We start from the raw sequence: 18307 nt of genomic DNA on the forward strand, positions 1-18307 counted from the left end.
GTCTGCAATCGTTATACCGTATACGATATTGTGATTATGGTTTGGGATCAAGACGGAGGATGCATGTCTATCTTCAACGCTGCGGCATGGGCAATAAAGGCATGAGCGCTGGCGAAAGCGTCACGCTGACGCTGCAGCAGGTCGCGGATCTGGCCCATGCCGTGCTGCGCCGCCATGGTCTGGCGGAGGCACATGTCGGCCCGGTTGCCGCGACGATCATCGCCGGCGAGCGCGATGAATGCGCGTCGCATGGCGTCTATCGCCTGCTCAACTGCGTCCATACGCTCAACAGCGGCAAGGTTGTGCCGGATGCCGTGCCGGTGGTGCATCATGTCTCGCCCGCGCTGCTGCGCGTGGATGCGGCCGGCGGCTTTGCCCAACTGGCTTTCGCTACGGGATTGCCTTTGCTGGTGGAAAAGGCGCGGACGATGGGCATCGCCGCCATGGGCATCAATCGCTGCGTCCATTTTGCCGCGCTCTGGCCAGAGGTCGAGGCGCTGACCGATCAGGGTCTGGTCGCCTTCGCCTGTACCCCCAGCCATGCCTGGGTCGCGCCGGCCGGTGGCACCTCGCCGCTGTTCGGTACCAACCCGATCGCCTTTGGCTGGCCGCGCCCCGGCGGCGATCCCTTCGTGTTCGATTTCGCTACCAGCGCGGTCGCGCGCGGCGAGATCGAACTGCATCGCCGCGCCGGCAAGCCGATCCCGGAAGGCTGGACGATCGATGCCCAGGGCAATCCGACCACCGATGCGGAAGCCGGCCTGGCCGGCGCATTGCTGACCTTTGGCGGGCACAAGGGATCGGCCCTGTCGGCGATGGTCGAACTGATTGCCGGGCCGCTGATCGGCGATATGACCAGTGCGGAATCGCTGGCGCATGACGATGGCGCCAAGGCATCGCCCTATGGCGGCGAACTCATCATCGCCATCGATCCCGCCGGCTTCCTGGGCGCGGCGGCCGCAGAGCATATGCAGCGGGCCGAGGCGCTGTTCGACGGCATTACCAGCCAGGGCGCACGCCTGCCATCGCAGCGGCGCTTCGCGGCGCGTCGCCGCACCCCCGCTCAGGGCTGCCGCATTCCCCGCGCGCTCTATGAGGAACTGGCGGCGCTCAGCTGAGCGCCGCCAGCGATTTCAGGCAAAAGGCTGGTCGATCGCGACCGAGGGCGGGGTGAACCAGGCCGCCCCGGTCTCGGTCACGTAAAAATGATCCTCCAGCCGCACGCCGAAGCGATCCGGCACGACGATCATCGGTTCGTTGGAGAAGCACATGCCCGGCTGCAGCGGGGTCATGTCGCCGCGCACCAGATAGGGCGCCTCATGGATCGACAGGCCGATGCCATGGCCGGTGCGATGGGGCAGGCCGGGCAGGCTGTAGTCAGGGCCAAGGCCCGCCGCCTCCAGCACGCGCCGCGCCGCCGCGTCGATCGCGCCGCAGGGGACGCCGGGCTTGACCGCATCGAATGCAGCTTGCTGCGCCTCCTTCTCCAAGGCCCAGATGCGCCGCTGCTCGGCATCGGCCTCGCCATAGACATAGGATCGGGTGATGTCGCTATGATAGCCGCCGATGGTACAGCCGGTATCGATCAGCACCATGTCGCCCTCGGCCAGCACGCTCTCGCCCGGCAGGCCATGGGGATAGGCGGTCGATCGGCCGAACTGGACGATGCAGAAGCTGCTGCCCGATGCGCCGAGCGCCCGGTGCGCGGCCTCGATGAAGCGGCGCACCTCGGTCGCGGTGATGCCGGGGCGCAGGATGCGGGCAGCGCGGCGATGCACCTCCAGCGTCATCGACTTGGCCTGCTGCATCAGCGCCAGTTCGGCGGCCGACTTGCGGCTGCGGCAACCGTCGATCACGGCCGAGGCGGCAACCAGCGTCACGCCCGGCGCGGCGGCCCGGATGCGCTCGACGAACAGGAAGGCCATGGCCGGGTCGATCCCCAGCCGGGCGACGCCCAGCGTCCGGAGCGCGTCGGCGACGAGCGCGGACGGGCTTTCATCCTCCTCCCACAGGCGCAGGTCGCCGGCGTCGATCTTGAGGTCGGCTTCCAGCGAGCCGCGTTCGAAGCGCGGGCAGATCAGGATCGGCTCGCCGGTGAGAGGCAGCAGCATCGCCACCAGTCGCTCGCTCGCGCCCCAGGGGACGCCAGCGAAATAGGCGAGGCTGGTCCCGGCATCGATCAACAGCGCGTCGAGCCCTTCCTGCGCCATCAGGGTGCGGGCTTTGGTAATGCGCGCCTGATATTCGGACGCCGTGATAGCCGGCGCACGATCGGACCAGGGGGCAAGCCCGGCCAGTTCGGTGGCGGCGTCGGAACCGCCGATCTGCTGTGTCATAATCTATCCTTCAAAGCGGCGGAGCGAAAAGGGCGTGGCATCGGCCGGCGGCGGTGCGCCGGTGGCCAGCGCGGCGATGATTTCCCCGGTCAGCGGTCCCAATGTCAGCCCCAGATGCTGGTGGCCGAACGCATAGAGCAGGTTTTCCGCGTGGTCACTCCGGCCGATCGCCGGCAGATAATCGGGCAGGGTCGGGCGCGCGCCGATCCAGGGCCTGGCATCCGCCTCGATCGGCAGGCCCAGCGCGGCGGCATGGGCGCGCAGCCTTTGCCATTTGCGCGGGTCCGGCTGGGCGGAAAGGCTGGAAAATTCGACGAAGCTCGCTGCGCGCAGGCCGCTTTCGAACCGGGTGACGATCATCGATCGATCCTCGAACACCACCGGCGGCATGTCCATCGGCCAGCCTTCGGGCGGGTTCGGCGTCTGCAGATGATAGCCGCGTTCGGCGATGATTGGCACCTTGTGGCCGAGCGGGCGCAGCAATGCGTCCGATGCGGCGCCGGTCGCGACGATGACATGGTCCGCGTCCAGCGTCCGGCCGTCGGCCAGTTGCACCTGCGCCTTTCCATCACGCGTGGGAAGTGCGGTGACATCTGCCTGTTCGATCCGGCCGCCTGCCGCCAGCAGCACCTCTCTCAGATCCTGCGCCAGCCGGGTCGGGTCGGCGATGCGGCCGCTGCCCTCACAGCGAATCGCGCCGATGATCGGATGGGGGAACAGGGCTTCGAGCAGGGCCATCTCGCGCGCCGTCGCATCGCGGAAACGCGCCGTGCCGCAATCGGCGGCCATCCAGGCGCGGCGCCCGGCCAATGCGCTGGTCTCGCTTTCCCAGACGATGAAATGCCCATCCTCGATCAGGCGGCTCGGCCCGGCGCATAGCGCGTCGATCCGCTGCCAGGCCGGCATCGCCTGACCCAGCAGCGCCTTTAACGCCGCGCGTCCTGCCGCAAAGCGCGACGGGCGCGCGGCGTTCAACAGGCGCAGCGAGAAGGGCAGCCAGCGACCGATGTCGCGCCAGGGCAGGCCGAGCGCGCCGCCGCGCCAGAACAGCCGCCGGGGAAAGCTCTTCACCGTCGCCATCGACGCGAGCGGATCGATCTGCTCCACCGCGACATGGCCGGCATTGCCCCAGGACGCGCCGCGCAGCGGGTTTTCCCGTTCGATCAGCAGCGTTGAAATTCCCTTTTCCTGCAATCGGATAGCGCAGGATATTCCGACGATGCCGCCGCCGATGATGATTGCGTGTTGGGTCAATTGACTTCTTTTCACTTGGCGTTGACAATTAGATACCGTATACGATCCTAAGTTTCAACGGAGGCTTATGTGAATTCCTCAAAATTGACGTGGCGTGGTGTCTACCCTGCCGCCACCACCCAGTTCACCCCCGATCTGGACGTTGATATCCCCGCAACCCAGGCTGTCCTGGATGCGCTGGTGAAGGATGGCGTCGACGGCCTCATCATCGCCGGCACCTGCGGGGAGAACAACTCGCTGGAAGCCGAAGAAAAGCGTGCTGTCGTCAAGGCGGCGGTCGAGGTCGTGGACGGCCGCGTGCCGATCCTGGTCGGCGTGTCCGAATTCACCACTCGCCGCGCCGTCACCTTCGCGCAGGACGCGGAAAAGCTGGGTGTCGATGGGCTGATGCTGCTGCCCGCCATGGTCTATGTGCCGACCGTGGGCGAGCTTTGCACCCATTTCGAGACGGTGGCCAAGGCAACGTCGCTGCCGATCATGCTCTACAACAATCCGCCGGCCTATCGGGTGAATATCGGCATCGACGCGCTGACCCGCCTCGCCGACACGCCCAACATCGTCGCGGTCAAGGAAAGCGCGCCCGACCCGCGTCGCTTCACCGACCTGATCAACGCGTTCGGCGACCGCTATATCCTGATGGCGGGCCTGGACGATGTCGCGTTCGAGGGCCTGTTGCTGGGCGCACATGGCTGGATTTCCGGTCTCACCAGCGCTTTCCCGCGCGAATCCGTGGCACTGGTCGCCGCGATCAACCGGGGCGATCTGGAAGAAGCCCTGCGCATCTATCGCTGGTTCATGCCGCTGCTGCATCTCGATGCCGATCATGATCTGGTCCAGTCGATCAAGCTGGCCGAAAGCATCATGGGACGCGGCACCGAGCATGTCCGTTTGCCGCGCATGCCGCTGGAAGGCCAGCGCCGCGCCGACGTCATCCGCTGGGTCGAGCAGTGCGCCGCCACCCAGCCCAGCCTGACGGCGGTCTGATGTCCGCGGTGCGCCACACCTTCTTCTGCATAGACGGCCATACGGCGGGCAACCCCGTCCGTCTGGTCGCGGGCGGCGCGCCGCTGCTCAAGGGAAAGTCCATGGCGGAACGCCGCCTGGACTTTCTCGACCGCTTCGACTGGATCCGGACCAGTCTCTGCTTCGAGCCGCGCGGCCATGACATGATGTCGGGCGGTTTCCTCTACCCGCCGACGCGCGACGATACCGACATCGGTATTCTCTTCATCGAGACCAGCGGCTGCCTGCCGATGTGTGGTCATGGCACGATCGGCATGGTGACGTTCGGCCTGGAAAATGGCCTGATCCAGCCGGCGACGCCGGGCAGGCTGCGGGTCGAAGTGCCCGCGGGCATCATCGACATCGATTACACGACCGACGGCAAGCGCGTGACATCGGTCAAGATCCGCAACGTCCCCGCCTATCTGGCGGCGGAGGGGATCGCAATCGACGTGCCGGGCTTCGGGCCGCTCAGCGTCGATGTCTCCTATGGTGGCAATTACTACGCGATCGTAGAACCGCAGGGTGCCTATACCGGCCTCGACGATCTCGGCGCATCGCGCATCGTGGAACTCAGCCGCACCATTCGCGAACTGGTGCGCGCGCAATATCAACCGGTTCATCCGCTCGAACCCAGTATCAAGGGGGTCAGCCATGTGCTGTGGGCCGACAAGCCCAAGGGCGAGGGGGCGGATGGTCGCAATGCCGTCTTTTACGGCGAGCGGGCGATTGACCGCAGCCCCTGCGGCACCGGCACGTCGGCGCGGCTGGCGCATCTGGCGGCCAAAGGCAAGCTGAAGGTCGGCGACCGGTTCGTGCATGAAAGCTATATTTGCAGTCGCTTCATCGGCCGGGTCGAGGCCGAGACGATGATCGGCGACCAGAAGGCGATCATCCCCTCGATCGAGGGATCGGCAATCGCCACCGGCTTCAACACCATCTGGGTCGATCGCGAAGACCCGTTCTGGGCCGGCTTCACGGTCGTATGAGGCAGGCATTGCAGAGCGGGCGGGCGGGATCGTCCATCATATACGAAGTTGTATTCCGTCGTTCGCTCTGTGCTATGCTCGCCGCATGAGCCTAGTCATCCGAAACCTCTCCGACCAGTTGGTCGACCTTGTCCGTGAGCGCATATTGTCCGGTCGGGTGCCGCCCGACGGGCCGATCCGCCAGGATGCGCTGGCCGCCGAACTGGGGATCAGCAAGATTCCGCTGCGCGAGGCACTGGCCCGACTGGAGCAGGAAGGGTTGCTCAAGTCGCAGGCCAATCGCGGCTTCTTCGTGCGCAGCCTCAATCGGGTGGAGGCGGACGAAGTCTATGCGCTGCGCCTGAAGCTGGAACCCGATGTTATGGCGTTGGCCGCCGAACGGGCGGACGAGGCGGAGCATCAGGCCGCGATCAACACGCTGGCCACCCTCTATCAGGTCACCGACGAAGGCGGCGACGGGGTGGGCGCGTTCAACCGCGCCTTCCACATGGCGCTGCTGCGTCCCAGCAACCAGCCGCTGTCGGTCAATATTCTCGAACGGCTCCATATTCTGTCGGAACGCTATGTCCGCAAGCATCTGGAGCCGCTCGGCCGCGACGAACGCGCCAATGACGAACATCGCGAGATGCTCGATGCCTGGCTTGCCCGCGACGGCCAACTGATCCGCGAACTCACGGTCGCACATATCCGCAAAACCATGGACGATCTCATGGTTCAGCTCGACGCCGACGACTGAACCATAACCGAGCAACCGGAACGTCCATAAGAACAGGGAAGGAAATTTCGGTTGAGCACTGGATTTTGGGGACCGATCAAGCCGATCGGCGCCGGTCATCACGCGCAGCATCAGCAGTTGCGCAAGACATTGTCCTGGCCGCATCTGATCGCGCTGGGGGTCGGGGCGATCGTCGGCACCGGCATCTACACGCTGACCGGCGTGGGCGCCGACCGAGCAGGGCCGGCGGTGATCCTGGCCTTCGCCATTGCGGGGGCCGTATGCGCCTGCGCTGCGCTGGCCTATGCCGAACTGGCCACGCTGATCCCGACCGCGGGCAGCGCCTATACCTACACCTATTCGGTGCTGGGGGAGACGCTGGCCTGGGTAGTGGGGTGGAGCCTGATCCTGGAATACTCGCTGGCGTGCAGCACCGTGGCGGTCGGCTGGTCGGGCTATCTGGTCGGCTGGGTACAGCAGGCGGGGATCAGCCTGCCGCCGATGCTGCTCGCCGGGCCGCATGGCGGTGGCATCGTCAACCTGCCTGCCGTGCTTGTGGCACTGGCGATCGCCGGCATGCTGATCGCGGGCACGCGGGAAAGCGCGACGCTCAACATCGTCCTGGTGGTCATCAAGCTGACCGCGCTGGCCGCCTTCGTCGCGCTGGCGCTCCCCGCCTTCCAGTCCGACCATCTCCAGCCCTTCATGCCCTATGGCTTCGTCAGTCATGTGGAAGGTGGCATGACGCGCGGCGTGATGGCGGCGGCGGCGATCGTCTTCTTCGCCTTTTACGGTTTCGATGCGGTTGCGACCTCGGCAGAGGAAGCGCGCAATCCTGGCCGTGACCTCACCATCGGCATCGTCGGATCGATGGCGGTCTGCACCCTCATCTATATGGCGGTCGCGGTCGCGGCGATCGGTGCGCTCGACTATCGGGCGCTGGCCGGTTCGTCCGAACCGCTGGCGCTGGTGTTGCGCACGCTGGAGCATCCGGTTGCCGCCTGGCTGGTGGCGGGCGCCGCGCTGGTGGCGCTGCCCTCCGTCATCCTGGTCATGATGTATGGCCAGAGCCGCATCTTCTTCGTCATGGCGCGTGACGGCCTGCTGCCGCGATCGCTCAGCAAGGTGTCGGAAAAGACCGGCTCGCCTGCCCGCATCACCGCGATCACCGGCGTCTTCGTCGCGGCCGTCGCCGGCTTCTTCCGCCTCGACGAGATTGCCGAGCTGGCCAATGCCGGCACGCTGATTGCCTTCATCGCGGTTGCCGGCTGCATGATGGCGCTGCGCCGCAAGGCGCCGGAGATGAAGCGCGTGTTTCGCTGTCCGCAGCCCTATCTGGTCGGCACGCTGGCGATTATCGGCTGCCTCTATCTGCTGATCAGCCTGCCTGAAAAGACGCTGCTGCGCTTTGGCCTGTGGAACCTCGTCGGCCTGGCCCTCTATTTCGCCTATAGCCGGGGTCGCAGCCTGCTGCGCACCACGGGCCATGCGGCTAGCGAGGAAGGCTTGCCGGAATAGTGCAGCCTTGACCCGAGCCGGTCAGCCGCGTCGCCGCGACTGGCCGGCTTGCTCAATAGCCCACAGCATAGCCCATGCGTCGGGGATCGGCGCCGGCCATGCGGGCGCCCGACGCATCGGCCAAAATGCCCTGCACGCTGCCGATCGCATAGGGACCGACCAGCTCGATCTTGTGCCCCATCGCGGTCAGCCGCTGGATCGTGGCGTCCGGGAAGCGCCGTTCCGCCTGCACGGTGATCGCCGCGCCGGGCTTGTAGAAATTGGGATCGGCGTCGAGCGCGAAGCGCGGCGCCTCGATTGCGGTCTGGATCGGCAGGCCGCGATCAACGACATTGACCAGGAACTGGAACTGGGTCTGGCCGATCGTCTCGCCGCCGGGCGAGCCGAAGACCAGTTTCAGCCGGCCCTTGTCGAGCACGATGGTCGGGCCATTGCCGAGCAGGGCGATCTTGCCCGGTGCGACCTTGTTGGGATGGCCGGCATAGGGGGCGGACGACCCCAGGCGCAGGCCGTTGTTGAACAATATGCCGGTATTGCCCATCACCAGGAAGGTGCCGAAGCCGCCGCCGACCGTCGTCGTGACCGCGATGGCATTGCCGTCGGCATCGACCGCCGACAGGCTGGTGGTGTCGCCGCCGCGCGTGTGGTCGTCACCCTGATGCGCGAAATCCTGCCGTGCCCGTTCCAGCGCGGCACGGTCGAAGGCGGCGGCATTGCCGCCATCGGGATAGAGGCCCGCGCGGGCGGCATCGATCAGCTTGCGTCGCTCGGCGGCGAAGCGCTTGGACAGCAGGCCCTCGACCGGCGTCTTGGCGAATTTGGGATCGGCGGCATATTTATAGACATCGGCCTTCGCGACCTTGATCGCCTCGATCAGATAATGGGTGAAGAGCGGATCGTCGGCGGGCAGCGCGGCCAGATCGAACCCCTCCACAAGATTGAGCTGCTCGCACAATTCCAGCCCCGTGCGCGAGGTGAGCGGGCTGCAATAGACGTCCAGCCCGCGATAATTGGTCGTGACCGGATCGTCCCAGCGCGGCTGATAGGCCTTGAGGTCATCGAGCCGCAGCCAGCCGCCCGTCTGTGCCGAGAAGCGAGCAAATTCCTGCGCGATCGGGCCGGTGTAGAAATAGTCATGCGCCGCCTGCAAGGCACGATCGCGATCGGCGCCGCCCTTGAGCGCCTGGCTCTCCGCATCGGCAAGGGCCTGAAAGCTACGGGCGAGATCGGGATTGCGGAAGATGGATCGCGGGGCGGGAGGCTGGCCACCGGGCAGGAAGATCGCGGCGCTGGTCGGATAAAGCGCCAGCGTCTTTTGCGCGCGCGTGATGAACATGGCGATGGAGGCATCGAGCGGGTGACCATCGCGGGCATAGCCGATCGCCGGTTCAAGCAGGGTCGAGAGCGGCAATTTGCCGAACCGGCGGGCCAGCGCGATCCAGCCGCCAAAGGCGCCCGGCACGGTCAGTGCCTTGGGACCATGGTCCAGCGCCTTGGGATCGCCATCGGGATCAAGCAGGCGCGGCGCGCCGCCGGTGAAGGCCAGTGACTGGACCTTGCCGGTCTTGCGATCGAGGCAGGTGGCAAAGCCGTTGCCGCCCGCGCTGGATGCCCAGGGTTCGACCACGTTCATGACCGCCATCGCCGCGACCACGGCGTCGGCCGCGGTGCCGCCTTGCATCAGCATGCGGGTGCCGGCCATGGCCGCCAGCGGATGGCCGGCGGTCACGCCGCCATGCGGCATGGGCACTTCGACCCGGTGCGCGGCGACGCTGGCGCTGCCGGTGCGGGGCGCGTCGGGCGCGCGTGCGCCCGATTGAGCCCAAGCGCGGCCGGGCAGGGCGGTGAGCGCCATGCCGGCAAGGCCGGCGGCCAGCATTTCGCGGCGATCCAGGAAGGATGGGGGCGTATCGGACATGGCGGGGCGACCTTGCAGGGGAAAGGAAAAGGGGGGAATGGGCACGGCAGCATCGCGCCGTGCCCATGTCTTGCAAGCCTTTAGAAGACCTTCTTCAGGCTGGTGTACCAGTAGCGCGCCTGCGGCTGGTAGAGGTTCGACAGATAGCCGCCCGATGCCAGCGGCGGATCCTTGTCGAAGATGTTGCGCGCGCCAATCTGAACGGTGGTGCCGTTCAATGGGCCGTCATTCTTGAACGTATATTGGCCGTAGAGATTGACCGTCGTCTGGCCCTTCACCGTCCAGGGATTGGCGGACGCATCACGCACGCCATTTTCATAGACGCTGTCGATATATTGCGTGAAGGCGCCGATCTTCCACGGGCCGAGCGACCAGTCGAAGGTTGCCGAAAGCCGCCAGCGCGGTTGGCCATCGCGGCCGATGACGTCGCCGCCGCCCTGGATCGGTACGCCGGCATTGATCTCGCCAGCGGCCTGTCCCGCAATCACCTGCTGCACGCCCGCCGGGGCGTCGACATAATAGCTGATCAGGCGCGAGGCATTCACGTTGAGCGAGAAGGTGCCGACCGACGTCGTGGGCAGGAAATAGTCCAGATTGAAGTCGATGCCCTGAACGGTGACCGGCAGCAGATTCTGGAAATTGGCGACGACGTAGAGCAGTTCGCCGACCGGTGCGAGCCCGGTGCCGGCGACGCGGGCGATATCGTCCGCCGTTGGATCGCGGCGGATGACGTTGGGATTGCTGCTGCCCTGGGTGCGCAGCAGATAGTCGAGGTTGAGCGCATTCTGATAGTCGAGCAGGCCCACGACATTCTTCTGCTGGATCTTCCAGCGGTCGACGGTGAAGGTGACCTTGCCGAGGCCATCGCCCAGTTTCGGCGACAGCACGGCGCCGAAGCTCCAGCTGGTCGATTCTTCGGGCTTCAGGTTCGGGTTGCCGCCGCTGCGACGCAGCACCGACACGTTGCAGACCGCGCTGGAGAAGTTGGTCGCGCGCCCGGAGCGGACATCGGCGTCGCACAGCACATAGTCGAAGCCGCCATTGACGCGATCGAGCGTGGAGGTGTTGATGACCTCCAGGTTCGGCGCACGGAAGCCCTGCGACCAGGAGCCGCGCAGCATCATGCCCTCCAGCAATTCCCATGATCCCGCGACCTTGGGCTTCGCCACCGAACCGACGTCGCTATAATCCTCGTAACGGCCCGCGACCTGGAAATTCAGGCGACGGAACATGGGGATTTCCATTTCCGGGCTGAAGATCGGAATGGCGAGTTCGGCATAGGCGGACTTCACGTTGCGCTTGCCGCGCACGTCCGGGCTGGGGCTGGCACCGCCAAGGTCGGAGCCATAGAAGACGCCGGTGACCGCGTCGGTATAGGTGGTGTCGACCCCGGCAATGCCGCCCTGATAGGTGGAGCGATTGTCATGATAGGTCTCGCGCCGCCATTCGATGCCGGCCGCGACGCCGATGCTGTTGTCGGCCCACAGGCCCAGCAGATTGGCGTTCGACACCTTGAAGTCCCACAAGGCCAGCGATGTGCGGGTCTTGCGGGTCGCCTCGATCATGAAGCTGTCGATCGTGGACTGGCTGTTAGGCGTGCAGTCGCCGATCGAGGGCGTATCGACGCAGCCGCCGTTGAACGGGTTGTAGGCGTCGGGCGTGGTCTTGTTGATCGCCTGTTGCAGCAGCGTGTTGGAGAAATTCTCCTGCGTGTCCTTGGCCGTGGCCCAGGTGTAGAGGCCGGCCGATTCCCAGTCGAAATCGCCGATACTGCCGCGCAGGCCGCCCAGGAAACGATATTGGTAATTGGTCACGTCGACCTTGCGCGATCCCACATCGACATAGCTGAGCGAGGTGATCTGGACCGGCAGCCCCTCGGCCGGAACCACCGAAAGATCGAGGCCGGGCAGGCGGTTGGGCGATCCGACCGGGCCGAGCGGGTTCCAATAGGCATTGGCCGCCACGGTGATCGGGATGTTGGCGAGCGAGCCGGGGGCGCCGATCGTCGAACTGGTCTTGCCGCGATAGAAGCCGACCTCGCCGAAGAAGGACAGGGCGTCCGACAGTTCATAGTTGATGTAGGAGAAGATATTGATGCGCTTGACCGAAGGCTGGGCGGTCAGGTCGTCGAAGGTTGCCGGCGAATTGAAGCGCAGGTTGGAATCCGCGCCCGACATTTCCGTCGCGCCATTGCCGTCATCATAGCAGGTGTCCGGCGTGCCCGACGCGATGCGACAACCGGCATTGGTGCTGGGCTGGATGTGGAACTGGCCCGAACTGTTGGTGAAGGCAGTGCCGTTGCTGGTGAGCGTCTGGTTGAGGAAATTGGCGCCGCCGCCGGGGCGGACGACGCGGAAGGTGCCCCAGGGCGTGCTGGTGCTGGTGCCGTTCCAGGCCGCGACATTGGCGAAGGGGGTGCCAGCGACATAGCCGCGCCGATCGACGCTGGCGGTATAATCCTGGTCGCTGAGATAGAGTTTCGACTTCTGGGCATAGCCGCCGAAGATCGAGATATTGCCGCGGCCTTCGTCGAAATCGAAGCCGACCAGGCCATTGGCGGCAAATTCGCGCAGATTGGTGCCTTCCGCGCCGCCATATTGGACGTCGAACTTGGCGCCCTTGTAGTCGGACTGGAGCACATTGTTGACGACGCCGGCAACCGCGTCAGAGCCATAGAGCGCCGCCGCGCCGTCGCGTAGCACTTCGACGCGCTCGATATTGCCGACGGGAATGGTGTTGGCGTTGTAGCCGAAGGTCGGGACGCCGGAATCGACCACGCCGGTGATCGCCTGCGATGTCGGGTGCAGCACGGTGCGGCGGCCGTTGATCAGCAGCAACGTATTGCCCTGGCCCAGGCCACGCAGCGAAACGGTCGATACGTCGCCGCGCGCGGCGTTGGCGTTGCCGCCGCCCAGCACCTGTTCGTTGAAGGTGACGCCGCCCAGTTGCGGGATGGAGCGATAGAGGTCCGCACCCGAAACGGCGGCCACGGCCTCGATCTGCTCTTCGCCGACCAGGCTGACCGGCAGCGCGCCGGCGGTATTGGCGCCCTTGATCTGGGAACCGATGACGACGATTTCCGCAGCGGCCGGTTCACCGGCCTGCGGGGCGGCTTCTGTGCTGGACTGGGCCTGGGCCATGCCGGCCGTCAACGCCCAGAGACTGGCACTGGTTAGGGCGGTGGTTAAGGCGAAAAGCGTCTTTCCTCTTTCTCTCGTCATTATTGTTCCCCTGTGATGAAGCCTTGAGCTTCGCGCCGTTAGGCAAAGGTGCCTTTCCGGTTCAGAGTTTGGGGAGGTCGGCAAATGTCGGCGCCGCACGACGCGTGCAGCGACCCATGCTTATTGATGACCGTTCAGATAGTGCATTTGCAGGCCCTCCCGAAAAACTGGAGTTCCGGCATCATCCCTTGCGTGGGAAATCGTTGCTGCTGTCGCCCTCACGACGGCAAGGCTTTTTCCGGGCACAACACCCACCATTGTGCGCGTTCATTGCGCTAGAACTGATGGGCGTGAAATTTCCGCCATATGTTTCGAAATATTTTTGAAATAAAATCGGATTTACCGGCATATAGCGGAAAAATCGGGTTGGCTCGTTGTTGCGCGTATCGGCCGGCAAACGCCTTCCCTCGGGTGATGCCGGACAGGCCGAAAACAGGGGATTCCATCGATGAGCGATAACGCAAAGCAGGGGGTGACCCGGCGGGAGTTCGCGGCGTCGGCCATGGCCGGTGCGGCCCTGGTCGCGGGTGCCGGGCCAGCCTCCGCCCAGGCGGGCAATGCGCCGGCAAAGCCCGGCAAGGCGGCGATAGAGCCAACCAGATTGGTTAGCGCGGGCGAAACGCTGCGGCCAGAGATCGTCGGCCAGTTCGGCATCGTCGCGGCCGGGCGCCACTATGCCGTGGCGGCAGGTACGCGCATCCTGCTGGCCGGCGGCAATGCGACCGACGCCGGTGTGGCGGCGGTCTTTGCCGCGGCCGTGACCGAGATTTCGCATTTCGGTTTTGGCGGTGAAGCGCCGACCATCATCTATGACGGCAAGACGAAGAAAGTGTCGCTGATCAGTGGCCAGGGCGTTGCGCCGGGGCTGGCCACGCCCGACAAGTTCGCCGATGCCGGCGTCATTCCGGGCAATGGCCCCAATGGCGGCACCGTGCCGGCGATGGTCGATGCAATGGCGCTCGCGCTCCAGCTCAACGGCACGATGGGCCTGCATGACGTGATGCAGCCGGCGATCGAGCTGGCCGACGGTTTCGTCATGTATAATTTCCTGGCCGAAGTGTTCGTCAGCCAGCAGAAGGCGACGTCCAAATACAAGGACGCCTACGACGCCTATTATCCCGGTGGCCAATTGCCCAGGACCGGGGAGATTTTCCGCCAGCCCAATCTCGCCCGCACGATGCGGATCATTGCCGACGCCGATGCCGCCGCGTTCAAGAAGAGCGGCGATCGCAAGGCGGCGATCCAGGCTGGGCGTGATGCCTTCTACAAGGGCGACATCGCCCGCCGGATCGGCGCCGCGATGGAGCGGGACGGCGGCCTGATGCGCTACGAGGATCTGGCCAAATATAAGGGCAAGGTCGAGGCGCCGGCGATGACCAGCGTCTTTGGCTATCAGGTCTGCAAGGCGGGTTTCTGGAGCCAAGGTCCGGCCATGCTGATGGCGCTCAACATTGCCGAGGCGGCCGGGATCGCGACGATGGAGCCGGGCTCGGCGCCCTATCTCCACACCGTTGCCGAGGCAATCAAGCTCGCCTTCGACGATCGCAACATGTATTTTGGCGATCCCGATTTCGCGACGGTGCCAATGAAGGGGCTGTTGTCGAAGGACTATGCGGCGCAGCGGGCCAGGCAGATCGGCCCGCGTGCCTCGCTGGAGCATCGCTTCGGCAATCCCTGGGCGTTCGAGGGCAAGGCGCGGACCACGCCGCAATTCACGCCGCATATGTTGAAGGCCCCGCCCAAGCCAACCGCTGATACGACGGCGATCGAGGTGGTGGACAAGGACGGTAACCTCTTTTCCTGCACGCCCAGTTCCGGCTGGATGCTGGGCGGCGCCTATATTGCGGGCGATACCGGCGTGCCGATGAGCAACCGCCTGACCGTGTTCGACCTTGATCCGGAAAGCCCCAATGTCCTGGTGCCGGGCAAGCGGCCGCGCACCACCCTGTCGCCATCGATGGTGCTCAAGGATGGCCAGCCCTATCTGGCGATCGGGACGCCGGGCGGCGACAATCAGGATCAGCAGATCATGAACGTGCTGCTGCGGGTGCTGGCCTTCAACCAGCCGCTCCAGGCCGCGATCGAGGCGCCGCGCATCAACTCCAATCATTTCCACGGCTCCTTCGGCATCAAGAAGGATGAGCCGGGCGTACTGGAAATCGAGGATCGCGTACCAGAGGCGGTGCGCGACGATCTGACCGCGCGCGGTCACAAGCTGGACGTGCTGGGGCCGTTCGCGGTGTCGACCGGCATCGTCGCGGCCGGCGTGGTGCCGGGCAGCGGCACGCTGCGCGGCGGCGCGGATGTGCGCCGCGAACGCTATATATTTGGTTGGTAAGGGGATCGATCCGATGAAATCTGCCTTCAAGCTTCTGTCGCTGGCCCTGTTGTCGGCCGGCGCCGTCCAGGCCTATGCCCAGCCCGCCAATCTGCCCCCGCCCGGCGGCGAGACCCCGATCGCCTTCGATGTGCATGAAGGCACCTCCATGGCGGTGTCGGTATCGCCCGACGGCAAATGGCTGGCGGTCGACCTGCAGGGGAGCCTGTGGATCATCCCGACCAGCGGCGGCAAGGCGAAGCGGATCACCGACTATTTCAACGATGCCCGCCAGCCGGTCTGGTCGCCCGACGGTTCGCGCCTCGCCTATTTTTCCTATCGCGACGGCAATTATGATCTCTGGACGATCAAGCCCGACGGCAGCGACATGCGCAAGCTGACCGAGGGCGCTTATGATGATCGCGAGCCGGCCTGGTCGCCCGACGGCCGGACGATCGCCTTTTCATCTGACCGCAGCGGCAATTACGACATCTGGACGCTGGACATCGCCAGCGGCGCGATGAAGCAGGTCAGCAGCAACGGGCGCGAGGATCGCATGCCCAGCTGGTCGCCCGACGGCGCGCGCATCGCCTATTCCGGCACGGACGGCGCCAAGACCGCCCTCTATGTCACGGCCCTTGCCGATGGGCAGGAAAGCCTGTTGAAGCAGGTGCAGGGCAAGATCGATGCGCCCTCCTTCGGCCCCGGCGGCGAACTCGCCTATGTGGTGCAGGACGCCCAGGGCAGCCGTCTGGAGGTCGATGGCAAGGCCGTCAGCGGCGCCGAGAATGTCTTCCCCTTCCGTGTGTCCTGGGGGAAGGGCGGTTACTATTATGTGTCCGACGGCAAGATCCGCAGCCGCAAGGGCACCAGCCTGTCGACCGTCAACTTCGCTGCCACGCTTGAGGTGGTCAAGCCCAGCTACGCCCGCGCCAAGCGCGACTGGGATTCGACCGCGCCGCGCAAGGCGCTGGGCATCGTCCACCCGACCTTGTCGCCCGACGGCAGCCGCATCGCCTTTGCCGCGCTCGGCGATCTCTATGTCATGTCGTCTAAGGGCGGGGTGCCGGAGAATCTGACCAAGGATGGCGCGCTCGACACCGATCCGGCCTGGTCGCCCGATGGCCAGAGCCTGGTCTATACCTCCGACAAGGGCGGTGGCCTGCCGCAACTGTGGATCCGCGACATGAAGACCGGCAAGGATCGCCGGCTGACCGATATCGACACCCAGCCGCTGGGCGCCGCCTGGTCGCATGACGGCACGCGGATCGCCTATATCGATGTCGACGGCCGCTGGGGCGTCGCCGGCCTGTGCGTGGTCGATGTCGCGACCGGCAAGATCACCCGCCTTCAGGGATCGCTGGGCCAGCCCGGCAGCCCCAGCTGGTCGCCCGACGGCAAATATGTCGCCATCCCGCTATCCTACAAATATTCCAACAGCTTCCGCGAGGGCACCAACCAGGTCTACATGGTGCCGACCGATGGCGTAGGCAAAGCCTTCTGGCATCTGCCCGAACCCAATATGTCGATGGACACCCGCGCTGGTGGCGGTCCTGCCTGGTCGCCCGACGGAACGAAGATGGCCGCCATCTATGAGGGGCTGCTGAAGATCTGGCCGGTGGCCGCCGACGGCAAGCCGCTGGGACCGCCGCGTTCCTACACCTCCGACATCTCCTATTTCCCGAGCTGGGCGGGCGACAACAAGACGATCCTGTTCCAGTCGGCCGACAAGCTGAAGTCGCTCGACACCGAAACCGGCGCGATCACCGACATTCCGCTGGATCTGACCTATCGCATCGCCAACCCGACCGGGCGCACCGTCATCCATGTCAGCAATCTCGTGGACTCCGTCCATGACGTGACCCAGCATGACAAGGACATCATCGTCGACGGCCACCGCATCGCCGAAATCCGCGACCATGATCCCGCGCTGCACCAGGCGGAGCATTTTGTCGACGGCACGGGGCTTACCGCCATTCCCGGCCTGATCGAGCATCATTCCCATGCCCAGAAGGATTTCGGCTCCAATCTGGAACGGGCCTGGCTTGCCTATGGCATCACCACGGTGCGCGATCCGGGCACGCAAATCTATGATGCAGTGGAGGATCGAGAGGCGGCGGAATCGGGCGTGCGCCTGTCACCGCGCCTCTATGTCGCCGGGCCGCTGCTCGAATGGCAGCGCGTCTATTACAAGATGGGCGTGGCGGTCTCCAGCCCGGCCCATCTGGAGCGGGAGTTCACCCGCATGCGCGCGCTCCATTATGACATGATCAAAAGCTATGTGCGCATGCCCGACCTGTTCCAGCGCCAGATCGTGCGTGCCGCCCATGAGATGGGCATACCGGTCAGCGGCCATGAAATCTTCCCGGCTGCCTTTTCCGGCGTCGATGGCACCGAGCATATGGGCGCGACCAGCCGGCGCGGCTATTCGCCCAAGCAGGGGCCACAGGGCATGGCCTATGAGGATGTGATCCAGCTTTTCGGTCGTAGCGGCCGGACGCTGACGCCGACCCATTTCGGCGCGATGACGCCCTATCTGGCCAAGCATCCCGGCTACAAGGACGACCCGCGCCTCAACCTCTATCCGGTCTGGGCACGGGAAACGATCACCGAAGCCGATCCGATGGCCAGCATGCTGCGCCCGTTGCTGGAGGGGCAATATAAGAGCCTTAAGAAAATGTATGATGCCGGCACACTGGTGACGGCAGGCACCGACACGATGATCGCCAACAATCTCCATGCGGAGATTTCCTCCTATGTCGACGCCGGCTTGACGCCGTTCCAGGCGCTCCAGACCGCGACCGTCAATTCGGCGAAGGATCTGAACCTGGATGCGGGCACGCTGGAGGCCGGCAAGCTGGCCGACATCGTGCTGGTCGACGGCGATCCGCGCGCCGACATCGCCAACACCTTCAAGGTGAAGAAGGTGATGATGAACGGCGTCATCCATGACGTGGACGACATCGTTGCCGGCGGCATGCGGAAATGATCTGGTGACTGCCATTCGCTTTCGATTGACCTGAGCCGTCGGACTGCT

Annotated in this window: 11 protein-coding genes; 7 read left to right on the plus strand and 4 right to left on the minus strand. The window is 65.2% G+C overall.

Translation table 11 applies throughout. The annotated features are described in order from the left end of the window. Nucleotides 1–101 precede the first annotated feature (101 nt). On the plus strand, nt 102–1118 hold the full coding sequence (locus tag U0025_RS07855) for an Ldh family oxidoreductase (protein WP_174320759.1): 1017 nt from the start codon (nt 102–104) through the stop codon (nt 1116–1118). Nucleotides 1119–1133: 15 nt separating this feature from the next. On the opposite strand, the gene U0025_RS07860 is transcribed toward U0025_RS07855, so the two are convergent. Then, the gene (locus tag U0025_RS07860) at nt 1134–2336 is read right to left on the minus strand and encodes a M24 family metallopeptidase (protein ID WP_004212491.1); all 1203 of its coding nucleotides are present in this window, start codon (nt 2334–2336) and stop codon (nt 1134–1136) included. Nucleotides 2337–2339: 3 nt separating this feature from the next. Then, on the minus strand, nt 2340–3590 hold the full coding sequence (locus tag U0025_RS07865; RefSeq protein WP_174320760.1) for an NAD(P)/FAD-dependent oxidoreductase: 1251 nt from the start codon (nt 3588–3590) through the stop codon (nt 2340–2342). A 69-nt stretch (nt 3591–3659) separates the two neighbouring features. On the opposite strand from U0025_RS07865, the gene U0025_RS07870 reads away from it, so the two are divergent. The 4 genes from U0025_RS07870 (at nt 3660) to U0025_RS07885 (ending at nt 7814) form a co-directional block, all read left to right on the plus strand. Beyond that, entirely contained in the window at nt 3660–4574 is a 915-nt protein-coding gene (locus U0025_RS07870; RefSeq protein ID WP_004212493.1) for a dihydrodipicolinate synthase family protein, read from the plus strand. Further along, a complete protein-coding gene (locus U0025_RS07875) occupies nt 4574–5581 on the plus strand; it encodes a 4-hydroxyproline epimerase (RefSeq protein WP_004212494.1) in 1008 nt (335 codons plus the stop codon). Before U0025_RS07870 ends, U0025_RS07875 begins: the two co-directional genes overlap by 1 nt. An 85-nt stretch (nt 5582–5666) precedes the next feature. After that, nucleotides 5667–6317 (plus strand): GntR family transcriptional regulator, encoded by a 651-nt coding sequence (locus tag U0025_RS07880; protein WP_004212495.1) that lies wholly within the window; start codon nt 5667–5669, stop codon nt 6315–6317. A 51-nt stretch (nt 6318–6368) separates the two neighbouring features. Then, on the plus strand, nt 6369–7814 hold the full coding sequence (locus U0025_RS07885; RefSeq protein WP_004212496.1) for an amino acid permease: 1446 nt from the start codon (nt 6369–6371) through the stop codon (nt 7812–7814). A gap of 52 nt (nt 7815–7866) precedes the next feature. Here U0025_RS07885 and U0025_RS07890 read toward each other — a convergent pair whose 3' ends face one another. Continuing rightward, nucleotides 7867–9732, minus strand: a complete 1866-nt coding sequence (locus U0025_RS07890; RefSeq protein ID WP_004212498.1) for a gamma-glutamyltransferase — start codon at nt 9730–9732, stop codon at nt 7867–7869. A gap of 80 nt (nt 9733–9812) precedes the next feature. Next, on the minus strand, nt 9813–12872 hold the full coding sequence (locus U0025_RS07895; RefSeq protein WP_086012845.1) for a TonB-dependent receptor domain-containing protein: 3060 nt from the start codon (nt 12870–12872) through the stop codon (nt 9813–9815). A gap of 529 nt (nt 12873–13401) precedes the next feature. Between U0025_RS07895 and U0025_RS07900 the strand changes: the two genes are divergently transcribed. Further along, nucleotides 13402–15291, plus strand: coding sequence for a gamma-glutamyltransferase family protein (locus tag U0025_RS07900; RefSeq protein ID WP_004212500.1), 1890 nt, complete (start codon nt 13402–13404; stop codon nt 15289–15291). Between the two features lie 13 nt (nt 15292–15304). Further along, on the plus strand, nt 15305–18259 hold the full coding sequence (locus U0025_RS07905) for an amidohydrolase family protein (RefSeq protein WP_004212501.1): 2955 nt from the start codon (nt 15305–15307) through the stop codon (nt 18257–18259). The last annotated feature ends 48 nt before the right edge of the window (nt 18260–18307 follow it).

The sequence above is a fragment of the Sphingobium yanoikuyae genome (genome assembly GCF_034424525.1).
GTDB lineage: Bacteria > Pseudomonadota > Alphaproteobacteria > Sphingomonadales > Sphingomonadaceae > Sphingobium > Sphingobium yanoikuyae.